The organism is Aeromonas sp. HMWF015, from assembly GCF_963878965.1.
GTDB lineage: Bacteria > Pseudomonadota > Gammaproteobacteria > Enterobacterales > Aeromonadaceae > Aeromonas > Aeromonas veronii.
Window position 1 is genome coordinate 1 of sequence record NZ_CAWNZT010000023.1, and the last position, 14,426, is coordinate 14,426.

Here is a 14,426-nt window from a genome sequence, read left to right on the forward strand (position 1 = left end):
GATGGGGATATCTGCCCAAGGCATCTGGGAGGTGCGGATCCGGGTGGTGGCCACCAGGCCATCCATCACTGGCATCTGAACATCCATCAACACCAGATCAAATTCGGTGTGACCCAGTTTCTCCAGCGCCTCTTCTCCCTGAACGGCCAGTGTGACCTGATGGCCCACGGAGTCGAGCATGGCGCCGATCACCTTGCGGTTGGTGGCATTGTCATCAACCAGCAAGATGCGATAGCTCTCCTGATCCAGCGGCTTGGACGGCAGGCAAACAATCGAGGGGGTCGTGGCTCTGGCGGGCCAGATGTAGGTAAAAGTACTGCCATGTCCCTCGCTGCTCTCTACCGATATATCGCCGCCCATCAGGCGTGCGAGGTTACGGGATATTTCAAGTCCCAGGCCCGATCCGCCATATTGGCGGGTGATCGAGACATCCGCCTGGGCGAAACGTTGAAACAGGTTTTTCAGCTGACTTTTGCTCATGCCGATCCCGGTGTCCTGGATCGAGATGCGTATCGAGTGGCGATCCTGCTCCAACAGGGTGCTATCAACATGGATCTTTACTTCCCCCTGATGGGTGAACTTGATGGCATTGCTCACCAGATTGAAGAGGATCTGGCGCACCCTCAGCGGGTCGATCATCAACCACTCCGGCGTATCGGGGGCAACAGCCAGGGTCAGTTTGATCCCTTTTGCATCGCAGTTGCTCTGCATCAAGGCCCGGATATCCTCCAGCAGCTGGGGCAAGTGATGGGGGGCCAGTTGCAGCTCGATCTTGCCCTCTTCCAGCTTGGATACATCCAGAATGTCGTTAAGCAGACCGAGCAGATGGTTTGCCGATTCCCGCGCCGTCTCCAGATAGTCTCGCTCCCTCGGATCCATATCCCGGTCGGCCAGCAGTGAGAGCATGCCGAGAATGCCATTCATGGGGGTGCGAATTTCATGGCTCATGTTGGCCAAAAAGCTGCTTTTGGCTCTTGTGCCTGCCTCTGCCGCCTGATTTGCCCGCAGCAGTTTGTCATTGAGCTGCTGCATCAGTTTGTGTTGCAGAAACGAGATATTCATTTGCCGCCAGATCAGCAGGGCGAGCACAAAGAGCAGCGCAAATTGCAGGGTCGCGATGAGTGTCGTCGTGATGATCTGCTCCCTCACGCTGTCGCGACGCGCCACATCAAACAGGGTCGCCTGCTGGTTCACCTCCAGAGTCAGCTGATGGAGCAGGGGGAGCAGGGAGGCAAGCTGTTGGCGCAGCTCCTGATGGGCAAGATTGTCCAGCGGCTTGGTGGCTTCCGGGCCGAGCCAGATATCCGCCAGAGAGATGTAGGATCGAATGGCTTTGCTTGCCTGCTGGTAGATCTCTGTTTGCTGAAGCAGGCTGCGATCCTTGCTCTCCAGCACCAGATCCATGCGGCTGACCAGAATATCGTATCTGAGCTGGAAGGTCGGTTGCGATTCATGGAGCAGCGAGCTTTGAAAACGCAGCGCTTCGTTATAGAGCTGGAAATAGTTCCACATCACGTTGTCTTCGCCCTGGCTGGTACTGCGCTGCAGATCCTGAAATTGCCGGTACTGGATGGTACCAATACCGACAAAGGCAAGAAGCAGCACGCAGAGCACCACAAACAAAAAACGTTGACTGGCCGCCATGGAACGCATGATGGGATTTACTCCACTTTTATCGCACTGATCTGCCAGATAGCCCGACCGTAATAGAGCTTGTTTTGCAGTTCGGGATATTGATCGAACGGATAGACAAGGAACAGCGGCCCTTTGTCACGCACCGACAGTGGCTTGCCATTGATCGTGCGGGCGAGGATGACCCGATACTGCTCGGCATCGCTTGTCGGCACCTGTACCGAGTAGTCATTGAGCGCGGTAATGGTGAGCTGTTTGCCGGTTGCCCCGACTTTAGCCAATACATCTTGCAGCAGCGGGCCGCGAAAAGTCTTGGCTTCGTCATACCAGGGGGTATGGGTTTTGATTTCGTGTACCGGCAGTTGATCCAGCATGGCGCTGTCCCACAGGGCCAGAGCCTGATGAGTGGGGTTGCTGATGGCGCCTTCAACCTTCAACACGGCGCTGTCAGGGGAGGGGGCTGCGTATGCGGTGCCGCAAAGGGCTGCCAACAGTGGTGCGATGTAAAGGCCTGCTTTCATGATCTCTCCTTCCTGGAATATGGCGGCATGGGGGCCGAGCCAACGGTGGCTTGTGAGGTGTGTCCAAAGGCAAGCAATAATCGGGCCCGGTCTAATGGGTTTGAATTATCAGTCATTTAGCCTGTTATCGGGCGATCTCGGCCAAGGTGAATTGCAGTTTGCAACGTGCGGGGGAGGTTAATTGCAATTTGGCAATCAAAACGAGGAGTGGGTGTCGGCGAATAAGGCGCAAAGAGTATCATTTGGGGAACAAGTACCGTGGCACTGCCCGGCATAACATTTGCAACGTGCTGAATGCCGTGACAGCAAATAGTCTGAGAATCGACAAGGAGCTAGCGATGGAAAGCATGACTTACACCCTTAATGATATCCAGGTAGTGGTACTGGAAAACGAGTTTGACGCGATGGCCGTCAGTGAGCTCCGCCCGTTGTTTGAAACCCTCTCGACCCACCCGGGAGATATCCTGGCCGATATCAGCGATGTTCATTTTATCGACTCGTCGGGGATCGGAGCCTTGGTATTTCTCTATAAAAGATTGATTATGAACGGGCATCAGATGGCCCTTGTCTGTGGACCCGGTCAACCTCATGACCTGTTGGAGATGCTGCATATCGACCGAGTGATCCCCTGCCATGAGAGCATCAAGGCCTATATGCGTTCCCGTGGCATGATGGCCGCTGCATCATGAAACGCTTTGGTATCCTGCTCTCGTCCATTCTGCTGTCGGGTTGTGCGCAGTGGCCGCCACAGGGGTATGGCGGCATGGCAGAAGCAAGACCCACCCGTATTCCGGTCAATGAGGATGAACGGCGGGTCTGGTCTCGTTATGATGAGCGTCAGAAGGAACTCGACTTGCAGCTGACGGAATTAAAGCAAGCGAGTCTGCAGGGGTGTATGCCTGCCGAGTTGAAACGGCTACAATCTCAACGTATTGATATCGAACGGGATATGCACGGACGGCTCTGGTCGGATGTAGCCTGGCGTCAGACCGTGTTGGCACAATCACTACAACAAGTACGTTTGCGGCTGCAACAGACAACAGCGGATGGCTGTCGTGCTGATTGGTCAGGGCTCCCCTTACGCCAATGGGGGCAGACGTAACAGACGAAAAGGATGTCTATGAAACGGGGCGCTCTCGAAGGATTGATCTGTGTTCTCTTGCTGTTGTTCACCTGCCCGTTACTGGCCTCCACCTTGTTGGCTCCCGGTGATCGGTTGGCCATAGTGCAGCCCGGTGAGCCTGCTTTTGATCAGCCTTTCCAGATCAACAAGCAGGGGGAGATTGCACTGCCTGAAGTCGGCAACCTAGTAGTGGGGGGGAAGAGCCTGCAGCAGGCGGATGAGCTGATCCGCACCGCCCTCAAACCTGTTTATAACAACCTCTCTCAATTGACCGTCACCTTGCTGGAGAAGCGGCTGCTGATCAGCGTGATGGGCTATGTCAAAAAACCCGGCAGTTATGATCTGGCGCCCGATGGCAACGTGCAGATGGCCCTTGATGCCGCTGGCGGGTTGGTACCCGGTGCCCAGCTCAACAACATGCAGGTGCGGCGTGGCAGCACGGTCTCTAGCTTCGACTACAAGCGTTATCTCGATACCGGCGATGCCAGCGTGTTGCCGCCATTGCAATCCCTTGATGTGGTGTTCGTACCCGCCTCTCCGCTGATCGGCAACGTGCAGATCGATTTTGATGCGGCAACCCTGGCGGCAGGCGGGGATGGCGATACTGGCAAGGCGATCAAGGTATTTGGCGAGGTCAACAGCCCCGGCGCCTTCAGTTTCAAGAGCGGCAACTCCATCGTGGATCTGCTGATGCGAGCCGGTGGGGTGACCCGCTTTGCCGGGGTGGAGCGGATCCGGGTGATCAATGGTGATGCTCCCGAGCTGTTCGATCTCAAAGCCTATCTCGACTCCGGCAACAACAAGTTGCTGCCCAATCTGGCGCCGGGCGCCACCATCTTCGTGCCCAAGGATGAAGAGCAGATAAAACGGGGGGCACGCACCATCTACATCATGGGCGAGGTGTTCAAACCCGGCGCCTATGAGGGGCGGGAAGGGGACTCCTTCCTCGATATTCTGGCCAATGCCGGTGGCCCGACCCGCTATGCCGAGAGTCGCCAGATCCGTTTGCTGCGCACCGATGGCACGATCGAACCCATCGACTTGCAGGCCTATACCGAAGGGATGCAAAAGGCGTTGCCTCAAGTCAAACCCGGTGACGCCATCTTTGTGCCGGAAAAGACCGATATCAACGAGAAGTCCTGGTTGAAGGTAGCGCCAGGGCGGGCTGTGATGGTGATGGGGGCGGTGCGGATCCCGGGTCGTTATGAATGGTCTGACGAGATGTCGCTGCTGGATCTGATCGCCCACGCCGGTGGCCCCAACGAGCGGGCCGATATCGCCAAGGTGCAGATCCTGACCGCCGAAGGGGGGCAGGCCACGCCGACCCTGTTTGATCTCGACAAGTTTCTCCATCAGGGCGGGGCGCTCGCCAGCCTGCCAAAGATCCGGGCCGGATTCACCATCATGATCCCCGAGCTGCCCACCGATCCCAGTGACAACAAGTCCCAGTGGGTGCGCCAGTCACCGGATAGCTCCATCTATATCTTCGGTCAGGTCGGGGCTCCCGGTCGCTATGCCTTCAATGAGCAGATGGGCTTTATCGACATCCTGTCGGCCGCCGATGGCCCGACTGCGGCGGCGGATCTGCGCAATGTGCGCATCGCCCATCGCAGTGGCAGCACGGCGCGGGTCAGCAAGCTCGACCTTGCTCTCTACTTTGAAACCGGCGATGAAACCTTGCTGCCCAAGGTGCTGCCCGGCGACTCCATCTATCTGCCGGAGAAGAATCGCCCCTGGCTTGATGAGCCCAAGGAGAACACCATTCGGGTGCTGGGGGCGATTGCCCGTCCCGGTCGCTACCGCTTTGACTCCTCCATGACCCTGCTGGATCTGCTGGCCGAGGCAGGGGGCCCGACCAGCAGCGCCTATATCAAGAAGATTGTGGTGATCAACATGGCCACCAGTGGTCAGGGGGATCAGGCCCGCAGCTTCGATCTCGACGGCTTTGCCAAAGAGCCCGACTTTAGCCAGTTGCCGGTGCTGCGCGCAGGGGACACCGTCTTTATCCCTGACAGCAAGAGCAGTAACTGGGCCATCTTCATGGATGGCATGCGCGACATTTTGACCACGATCTCGGTGGTGGCCCTGGTCGGGACGCTTTGATATGAGCATCCCCATTCAATATCTGGAGCTCGAATCCCTCTACGCGGCGACGGTCGCCCGGGGGATCCGCTCGCTGGCGGTCACCTCGTCGGAAGGGGGAGAGGGGGTGAGCTCCATCTGCGATGCGCTGGCAAGGCGCTCGGAGGCGGATGGGCTGCGCACCCTGCTGGTGGATCTCAATCTCTATCACCCCGGCCGCGCCACGGCGGTTGCCTGGGGTCCCAATGATGTGCCCGAGCCGGTGGCCACTGGCCGGTCGTTGTCGCTGCTCCCGGCGCCGGGCAAGGATCTGATGGCTTTTCGCAACAAGGATACCTTGCGTCAGCTGCTGGTTCGCTGGCTCGAACATTACGATGTGGTGATCTTCGATACCTCGCCGCTCACCGCCCTCAATCGGGGCAATATTCCGGCCGATCAGGTGTGTGGGGCCTGTGAAGGTGCGCTGCTGGTGGTATTGGCCGGGGTGACCCCGACGACCGTGGTACAAAGTGCGGTGGATAAACTGACCCGTGCCGAGGCCAATCTGGTTGGCGCTGTCTATAACGACAAACTCAACCCGGGGCTGGCCAGCGAGATCCTGCGCGAGCTCAACCGGCTGCCCAGCAACCGGGTGACCGAATGGCTCAAGCGCTGGTGCCGGCGCAGCGCCTTGCTCAATTTCCGGATCTGATCGCCCGCTAATGGAGGCCCGATATGGATGACTGGTTGCGATCTGCTCCGGCAACCCTGCAGTCGGTGCGCGAACTGCGCAACCGGCTGGCGCAGGGACTCTCCCTGTTTCAGGTCTCCCCAAAGGATCAAGCCAACTGGCTGCTCTGTTTCAGTGAGCTGGCCACCAATAGCGTCAAACACACAGCGCCTCCTGCGACCCGGCTCTGGCTCACGCTGAAAGAGGATGAAACGGGCTTGAGTCTGATACTGGAGGATGATGGCGGTCCGCAACCCGGTCTTGCCAGTGCGCCGTTACCCGATGAGCTGCAGGAGGGGGGATACGGGCTGGCGCTGGTGCACCAGCTGTTTGCCGAGGTGCACTTCTCTCGCGACGGTGAGCGCAATCGCGTGACCCTTCGCCAGCAGGGCCCGGTCAACCAGCTGCCGGTGATCGCGGTGATCGACGATGACAAGGTGATGCGTGCCCTGCTCACCGCCTATCTCCATGAGCACTACCGGGTTGAAAGTTATGCCGACTCCCATGCCGCCCTGCTGGCGCTCGGAAAGCAGCCCCCCGCGCTGGTACTCTCCGATATCGAGATGGAGGGGATCGATGGCTTTGGGCTGCGCCAGCAGTTGATGAAGGATCCCAAGATGAAGGGGGTGCCCTTTATCTTCCTGACCGGTCATCAGGATCAGTGGACCCAGAGTCGGGCGGGGGCGCTGGGGATCGATGACTTTCTGGTCAAACCCATCACCAAGCAGGACCTGTTGCTGGCGGTTTCGCGGGTGCTGCAACGCTCGCAGCAGCTCAAGTCGCAATGGGGCGAGCAGCTGGATCAGCGCATGACCTCGGCGCTGCGCCCGTTATTGCCCGCCACCTCCATAGGGGGATACCAGCTTGCGTTGCAAACCCGCGCGGCCACCGTGGGGGGCGGGGACTTTCTGCTGGTCAAGGATCGGGTGCTGTGGCTCGGAGATGTGATGGGCCACGATGCGGAAGCCAAGTTTTTTGCCCATGCCTATGCCGGTTATCTGCGTGGCTTGCTGACGTCGCACGATCTGGAGCGTGCCCCCGCCCGTTTGCTGACCATCTTGTCCAATGCGGTTCACAGTGATCCGTTATTGGGGGCTACCCTGCTCACCACCCTCTGCATTGAACTTGGCAACGAGGGACGGGTGCAGTGGGCCAGTGCGGGCCACCCGGTGCCCTGGCTGGTCGGGCCCGGCACCATCCGTCAGGTCGGGGTGACCGGCCCCTTGCCCGGTTTGCGCCCGGATCCCCACTTCGTGACCAATGAGCGTCAGCTCAAGCCCGGCGAGATCCTGCTGTTCTGGACCGACGGTCTGCTCGATAGCCGTGATGCCGCAGAGCGTCAGCGCTGGGAGTCGCAGCTAAAAGAGATCTGCCTGACTTCGGGGCCCGGTCTTGAGCAACTGGCTCATCGCATTGCCCGCTGGTTTGATGAGCGCATCAATGATGCCGCCCTCGATGACATGACCCTCTTGTTGGTCGCCTGTCCCGGCGCCTGATCCTGCCCCTCATTGCCTGACTGGCCCGCTCTATGCAACGCCTCATTTCAGGTGGCATGGAGCCACGGGAGGAGGTGCCTATGTTACCCATGCAGCAGATCTGGCTGGCCATCGATGCGCGTCAGATCGGTGGAATAGAAGTTCACATTATCCACTTGGCCAACGATCTGCTGGCCAGGGGATTTCGCCCCACCATAGTGCTGGTGAGCAACCACGGCATGACCCCCTTTACGACCCTGCTCAAACAGCAGGGTTTGCCCTATGAGGTGTGCCAAAACAGCCGCGACTTTATGCGCCGTCTGGCTCGCCAGCCTGCTTCTGTGCTGATCCATACCCACGGCTACAAGGCCGGGGTGCTGGGGCGGCTGACAGCCTGGTTCACCGGTAAATCGGTGGTCTCGACTTTTCACAGCGGGGATGACGGGGAGGGGGTGCTGAAGTTTTACAGCTGGCTGGATCGTACCACAGCGCGTTTTGCGAAGTGTATTGCAGTAAGCGAGCCCATCGCTCGCAAATTGCCTGTGCCAAGCACGGTGATCAGCAACTTTGTCCCCATGCCTGCGACGCCGGCTACGGTAACTGGCAACCGGATTGCCTTTGTCGGCCGCCTCTCGCCGGAAAAGGGGCCTGAGGCATTCTGCCAGCTGGCCGCCTTCTGCGCGGATGGGGCGTTTCATCTCTACGGGGATGGCCCCATGAAAAGTGCCTTGTTGCAGCAGTATGGTGATCGCGTCCAGCTTCATGGTTTCCAGAACATGGCCAATGAGTGGCACAACATCGACCTGCTCTGCATCACCTCCCGCTTTGAAGGGTTGCCGCTGGTGGCCCTGGAGGCGATGGCTCACGGCATACCGGTCTGTACCTTTGCTGTGGGGGGCCTGGTCAATCTGATCGACCATAAATCCAATGGCTGGCTGGTGGAGCCCGGCCATGTGCGGGATATGGCGGAGCTGGTCAATTACTGGCTGCGCAGCGATGGGGTGGTGCGCAGCAAAATGAGTCAGGCGGCGCGTAACACCATCGCCCGCGGGTACAGCGTCAACAACAGAGTGACCGATATTCTGGCCGTCTACAGCGCCTGAATCACGGAGAAACCTGTCAAAACGAGTGGCCGCAGGCTACTCGTTTTTTTATGTGCCGGTGTTATAGGGAGCAGGGGGGGATTGCTTCTGTGATCACGCAACGCTCGGGTTTCTGCGGTTGGTCAAACAGGCATCCGGCCTGTGGATGGATGGGGCAGATGATGGCGATCAGGTAGCTGACTTCTCGGTGATTACCGCGGACGTGCCACAACGATGCGCCATAAAAAAGGCCATTGCAGTGACAATGGCCTGATGGGCGTTGATATGTGGTTGAGGTAGGCGCGGCGGGATTAGCGCCCCTTCTTGCCGACCATGATGGCGATCGTCTTGCCGATGATATGCACATCCTGCACCAGCCAGCGCCAGGGGTGGAGCAGGGCAACCGAGTAGGCCAGATCGAACGCCAGCTTGCTGCGCACATCATCGAGCGACTCGTCGTAACCCTGATTGACCTGTGCCAGACCGGTAATGCCGGGGGCCACTTCATAGGTGCGTTCGATAAAGTACGGCACCGCATCCTCCAGCCGGTTGGCGATACCGGGTCGCTCCGGGCGGGGGCCGATCAGCGACATCTCCCCCTTGAGCACATTGATAAACTGCGGCAGCTCATCGAGCCGGGTTTTGCGCAGGAAGTCGCCGCTGCGGGTGATCCGGCTGTCCCCCTTGCCACACCAGACCGGCCCGGTGGCCGCCTCGGCGTCGGCGCGCATGGTGCGAAACTTGATCATGAAAAAGAGCTCGGTATGGGTGGCATGGCTGCGCCCGATCCGCAGCTGACGAAAGAACACCGGCCCCGGGCTATCGAGTCGGATGGCCAACATGATCAGCGGCCACAGCGGCAGCGTCAGCAGCAGGCCAAGAGTGGCACCGAGCAGATCCATGCTGCGTTTGACCACCAGGGTCAATCTTGGAATGGGGTGTGTCATACGGCTTTCTCCTGTGACATGAAACGTATGGGGGCGCGCAGGCAGTAGCGCAGGGTGCCCATGCCGTTGTACCAGTGTCCGAGTACCAGATAGTGGATCTTGCGAAACAGATTGGGCCATGGGTGGACAGGGGTCAGCTGGATCAAGATGACCAGCAGATACCCCAGCAGTTGCAGCCCCAGCAGCAGCTGAAACAGCAGGGATTGGGTGGCCAGCGGGATGGCGCAGAGCCACAGCAGGGTCAGGCAGAGCGGCATCAACACCCGCAGCCCCTTGCCACTGGCAAAGTTGAAGGCAACCCAGCCGAACTTGGGGTGCAGCAGGGGCAGTAACCGCAGCAGCTGCTGGGTGTTGCCAGCGCCGATCCGCTTGCGCCGTGTCGCCTCCAGCGCGGCATCGGAAACTTCCAGCTCCAGTGCGGCGCAGCGATTGTCATAGACAGCGCGATACCCCTTGGCGATGGCCTGCATCGGCAGGATGAAATCGTCGTTGATGGTATCGGTAGCCAGCGGGGTGAGGCACTCCCGGCGCATCATGTAAAACGCCCCGTGAGCCCCCAGCATGCCGCCAAGGGCCGATTCGCAGAGCTTGATCTGGCTTTGATAGTGCCAGTAACTCTCCTCGCCCTGAGAGCCCGGTTGCCAGAAGCGGTATGCTTCCCCGACCACCCCTACCTTGGGATCGGCAAAATGGGCGACCGCCAGCAGCAGGCTGTCGATGGGCAGCAGGGCCGAGACATCGGTGAGGGCCACCAGATCGCTGTGCACCCGGGTCATGGCCTCGTTGAGCACGGCGACCTTGCCGCGATTGCGGGGGTGATCAAACAGCCTGATCTGCAACTGCTGCAGGGCGGGATCACCGAGTTGGCTCAGCGCAATGGGGTAGCTGTTGTCGCTGCAGCCGTCGAAATGCACATGCACCCACAGCTTGTCGGCGGGGTAATCGAGGCTGGCGAGGTTTTGCAGCTTGGCCGCGATGGTCGCCGCCTCGTTATAAACCGGCATCAGCAAAGTGATGGTCGGCAGCGCCTCATCGGTGGCGTCTGTTTTGAACCCTCGATCCAGAGGGCGGGGTGGATTGGCTACTTTGCGCGCCTGCCGACCACCGAATTTGAGTAGCAGGGGATAGCCGACATGGTGGTAGACCACCAGTACAGCGCACAGCCAGAACACGATCATGATCCATTCCATGGGATGCTCCTCTGGTCATCGGGTCGCTTGATCAGCGGCTGTAAAGCTGCTGATAGGCCTGAGCCATCCGGCTCAAGCTGCTTTGCTGGCACACAAACTCTCGGGTGACGGCACGCAGGCTATGGCACTGCAGCAACCCTTGTGCCAGAAGCTGGGCAAGGCGGCCGGGATCCCGCACGGGCAGGATATGGCCGCTGGCCTGACAGACGATCTCTCTGGCCGCCCCCACGTCGCTCATCACCACCGGCACCCCGCACGCCTGTGCTTCCAGCACGCAAAGCGGCATCCCCTCCGCCAGCGAGGGAAGGCAGAAGAGATCCAGCCCCTGATAGAAGCGCGGCATGTTTTCGACCAGCCCCAGAAAATGGACCCGATGGGCGATCCCCAGCTGCTGACACTGTTGTTGCAACGCATTTTGCAAACTGCCGACCCCGGCCAACGCAAGATGCACCTCCTGTGGCAGGGTGCGGATCGCCTCCAGTAGCAAGGTGTGACCCTTGACCGACTCAAGGCGGGCGGCGCAGCCAATCAACTTGACCCCCAGCGGCAGCCCCATCTCCTGACGGGCGAGGGCGGCGGCGCCTGGGGCAAAACGCTGTTCATCGATGCCGTTGGGGATCACGGTTGGCGACAGCTGGCCCAGCTTGGCCAGCAGCTGGTTGGCCACCGGCGTGGCATCGGCCACCAGAATGGGTTTGAAGGCGCGCAGTCCCCACAGGGCAAGCGTGCGCTGATGGGGATCATCGAGATACCAGGCATCGTGCTCTGTGTGTACCAGGGTGGGCACCCGGGCCAGCCGACTGGCCAGCCCGCCATAGAGCATGGGCCCCAGATGGTGGGTATGTACTGCGACGGGCTTGAGTTGGCGCAGCAGCCGAGTGAGTCGCCAGAGGGTTGCCAGCGACCAGCCCGCGGGCTTTTCCAGACAGTGAATATTGCCAGCAAAGGGATACAGGGCGGGCCACGCCCTTACCACATCCCCTTTGCGCCCTTCGAGGGAGATGATATGCACCGGTTGCTCGGCAGGGCTCGCCTGCGTGAGGTTGAGCACCATGGTCTCCAGCCCGCCGGGCTGCAGGTGCTGCACAATTTGTACGACAGGTTGTACGACAGGTTGTACGACGGGCTGGGCGCTGGCGCTCCCGCGGGGATGGGGTCTGTGCGACGGGGTTGATGACAACATGGTTCGCGCTCCGGCAAGGGAAGGGGTAACACCCCGGATAGCGGGAGAATGCGAATCTTGTACCACTCTTGCGATCTGCCCACAGAGGGGATCAGCACCTCTGGTGGCACTGCCTTTGCATCGTGCCGGGGGAGGGCCTTCTCAGGGAGTGATGCCATGCCTGTCCAGTTCTATTACAACCTCTACATCATTCTCTTTGCCGCCTGGCGCCGTCGCTATCTGCTGGTGATCCCGGTACTGGTGATGCCGCTGGTGGGTGTGACGGTCGGTCTGCTCACCCCCAAGGAGTATGAGAGCCGCACCACCTTTATGGTGCCGCAAGATGCCAACCAGACCCCGACCCTCAAGGATCTGATCACTCAGGAGAGTCTCAAGGATCGCTTTGCGGTGCTCGAAGCTCTGCTGCGCAGCCGCTATGTGCTCGATGGAGTGGCGCGGGATCGCGGTCTGGTCAATGACGAGACCCCGCCAGCTCAGCGCGATGCCATCATGGACTGGCTCTCGAGTGCCGTCTCGTTGCGGCTGATCGGCGATGAGGTGATCGAGATAAAGGTCAAAGCGGATTCGGCGGCCAACAGCGCCGGTTTGCTCGAAGCCATTTCGCGGCGCTTTTTCTTCAATCTGCTCAGCAAGGGGCGCCAGTCGGCGGAGTCGTCCGAGCGTTTTCTGCAAAGCCAGCTCGACAGCCGCCGCAGCGAACTGCAAGCGGCCGAGCAGCTGCTCGCCGACTTTAAACGGGAGCATGCCAGCGCCTTGCCCCAGCAGCAGAGTACCAACGTCGCCCGTCTCTATGGCTTGCAGGAGCGTTATGCCGAGAGCCTGATCACCCTGCAGCAGGCCAAGGCCAGGGTCGATCAGCTATCGCTGGGGCAGGAGAGCCAGCTGGCCCGCCAACTGGATGAGAAGCTCCAGCTGATGCGCACCGAGCTGGTGTTGCTGCGGGCTCGCTACAGCGACGAGCACAGCAAGGTGCAGAGTCTGCGCTATCAGATTGACCAGTTGCAGCAGGAGTTCGAGCAGCTCAAATCCCAGCCGGATATGGCCCGCGGGCCCGAGTGGCAGCTGGCCCAGACGCAGCTGACGGAGGCGGAGCAAAACGCCGCCGGCTTGAAGAGTCAGCTGGATGGGCTGGACAAGGTGGTCGACTCCCAGGGGGATACCGAGCGCCAGCTCGCCGAGCTGGAGCGGGATCTGGCGGTCAAGCGCACCCTCTATCAGGATTTGCTGCTGCGCTATGAGAAGGCCAAGGTGACCGGCGATCTGGGCAACTTCGAGCAGGGGGAGCGGATCAAGGTGATCGACAAGCCCTTTGCCCCCAGCAAGCCGAGCAACTACCCGCTCTGGCTGTTTTTGCTGGCGGGCATTGTTGGCGGGCTGGGGCTGGGCTGCGGTCTGGCGCTGGTGGCCGAACTGGCGGATGCCAGCCTGCGCCGCTCCGATCAGCTGGCCGCCCTGGTCAAGGCGCCGGTGCTAAGCCGCATTCCCTACTGCGAGCCGGTACCGGACTATCCATCCAATAGTGATCATGCGCTGGATGGGCAGGTGTTGCCCCTGGCTCCCGAGCCGGGTTGATTCCCGCAAAGCTGGCTGCCAGCCGGGACTTGAATATGTCTGATTAGGCCTCGTAATGAGGCCTTTTTTATATCGTGCAGATGGCGGAGTAAAATCGCGGCAGGCCCATAAAAGAGGATATAGGCTTCATTTTCTGTTTACGTTTCTTGACGGTGGTTTTACCCAGTGGTACAAGTGGAGCCGACGTAAGGTGTTGATAATACATTGATTTTAAAATTATTTATTGGTCGTGATAACGAGCGATGGAGCAGAGTTAGATGAAAGACGTTACTAACACATTAATAGAGCCTTCCATCTAATTTTTGTTATTTTTTTAGGAGAGTTTGGTGAAAAAGAAAAAACCAAAGTTATTTATTGGCTCTTCCGTTGAAGGGCTTGAAGTTGCTTATGCAATTCAATGTCAATTGGAGCATGATGCTGAACCAACAGTTTGGTCTCAAGGCGTTTTTAACTTAACTCAATCAACGTTGAATGATTTGTTGTCAGTTTTGGATACGTATGACGCTGCGATTCTTGTTATGTCACCTGATGATATAGTTAAAATGCGAGGCCAAGAACAGACCGTTACAAGAGATAATGTTCTATTTGAACTCGGTATGTTTATAGGGCGTTTAGGACCTGAAAAAACATTTATGGTAAAGCCTCGTAATAGTCAAGATTTTCATGTGCCGACAGACCTTCTAGGGCTGACTCCTGGGGTATATGATAATGAGCGTAGCGATGGTAATTTGCAGGCTGCATTGGGGCCTTTTTGTTTTCAGGTGAGAAAGCAATTAGCGCAAATGACTGTAAAACTAGAAGCTATCGAAGTTCATAAGTCGGAGATTGATGTAAAGTATAATGAGTTAATGAATAAATTGATTCAACTTGGTGGATATCAGCGTATGCTAGAAAACCAAGAGTGGCCATC

The 14,426-nt window shown here is 58.8% G+C and carries 13 protein-coding genes; 8 read left to right on the top strand and 5 right to left on the bottom strand.

Annotation, left to right across the window (positions count from 1 at the left end; all coding sequences use genetic code 11):
- Positions 1-1,653: ATP-binding protein (locus AACS18_RS01000; protein ID WP_108613478.1), on the bottom strand; the 1,653-nt coding region annotated here is incomplete at its 3' end.
- A gap of 8 nt (positions 1,654-1,661) precedes the next feature.
- Complete coding sequence (locus AACS18_RS01005) at positions 1,662-2,153, bottom strand: molybdopterin-dependent oxidoreductase (protein WP_108613479.1); 492 nt, start codon at positions 2,151-2,153, stop codon at positions 1,662-1,664.
- Between the two features lie 338 nt (positions 2,154-2,491).
- On the opposite strand from AACS18_RS01005, the gene AACS18_RS01010 reads away from it, so the two are divergent.
- The 6 genes from AACS18_RS01010 to AACS18_RS01035 all read left to right on the top strand — a co-directional run bounded on the left by AACS18_RS01010 (position 2,492) and on the right by AACS18_RS01035 (position 8,645).
- A complete protein-coding gene (locus AACS18_RS01010; protein WP_005333409.1) occupies positions 2,492-2,842 on the top strand; it encodes an STAS domain-containing protein in 351 nt (116 codons plus the stop codon).
- A complete protein-coding gene (locus AACS18_RS01015) occupies positions 2,839-3,255 on the top strand; it encodes a hypothetical protein (RefSeq protein WP_019445317.1) in 417 nt (138 codons plus the stop codon). Before AACS18_RS01010 ends, AACS18_RS01015 begins: the two co-directional genes overlap by 4 nt.
- An 18-nt stretch (positions 3,256-3,273) precedes the next feature.
- Positions 3,274-5,379 carry an SLBB domain-containing protein gene (locus AACS18_RS01020; RefSeq protein ID WP_108613480.1) on the top strand — a complete coding sequence of 702 codons (2,106 nt, stop codon included), beginning with the start codon at positions 3,274-3,276 and terminating at the stop codon, positions 5,377-5,379.
- Position 5,380: 1 nt separating this feature from the next.
- Complete coding sequence (locus tag AACS18_RS01025; RefSeq protein ID WP_076493047.1) at positions 5,381-6,049, top strand: tyrosine-protein kinase family protein; 669 nt, start codon at positions 5,381-5,383, stop codon at positions 6,047-6,049.
- A gap of 23 nt (positions 6,050-6,072) precedes the next feature.
- Complete coding sequence (locus AACS18_RS01030) at positions 6,073-7,563, top strand: SpoIIE family protein phosphatase (RefSeq protein ID WP_108613481.1); 1,491 nt, start codon at positions 6,073-6,075, stop codon at positions 7,561-7,563.
- A gap of 80 nt (positions 7,564-7,643) precedes the next feature.
- Positions 7,644-8,645 carry a glycosyltransferase family 4 protein gene (locus tag AACS18_RS01035; RefSeq protein WP_108613482.1) on the top strand — a complete coding sequence of 334 codons (1,002 nt, stop codon included), beginning with the start codon at positions 7,644-7,646 and terminating at the stop codon, positions 8,643-8,645.
- 290 nt (positions 8,646-8,935) lie between these two features.
- Here the strand turns inward: AACS18_RS01035 and AACS18_RS01040 are convergent, their stop codons facing one another.
- Genes AACS18_RS01040 through AACS18_RS01050 form a run of 3 tightly spaced genes read right to left on the bottom strand, consistent with a single transcriptional unit; the run spans position 8,936 to position 11,944 of the window.
- Positions 8,936-9,571 carry a sugar transferase gene (locus tag AACS18_RS01040; protein WP_005333398.1) on the bottom strand — a complete coding sequence of 212 codons (636 nt, stop codon included), beginning with the start codon at positions 9,569-9,571 and terminating at the stop codon, positions 8,936-8,938.
- Positions 9,568-10,761, bottom strand: a complete 1,194-nt coding sequence (locus AACS18_RS01045; RefSeq protein ID WP_108613483.1) for a glycosyltransferase family 2 protein — start codon at positions 10,759-10,761, stop codon at positions 9,568-9,570. Before AACS18_RS01045 ends, AACS18_RS01040 begins: the two co-directional genes overlap by 4 nt.
- 31 nt (positions 10,762-10,792) lie before the next feature.
- A complete protein-coding gene (locus AACS18_RS01050; protein ID WP_108613484.1) occupies positions 10,793-11,944 on the bottom strand; it encodes a glycosyltransferase in 1,152 nt (383 codons plus the stop codon).
- Positions 11,945-12,100: 156 nt separating this feature from the next.
- Between AACS18_RS01050 and AACS18_RS01055 the strand changes: the two genes are divergently transcribed.
- Positions 12,101-13,516: a GumC family protein gene (locus tag AACS18_RS01055; RefSeq protein WP_108613485.1), complete on the top strand. Its 1,416-nt coding sequence runs from the start codon at positions 12,101-12,103 to the stop codon at positions 13,514-13,516.
- 326 nt (positions 13,517-13,842) lie between these two features.
- The coding region (locus AACS18_RS01060) for a TIR domain-containing protein (protein ID WP_181363372.1) at positions 13,843-14,426 on the top strand (584 nt) is incomplete at its 3' end.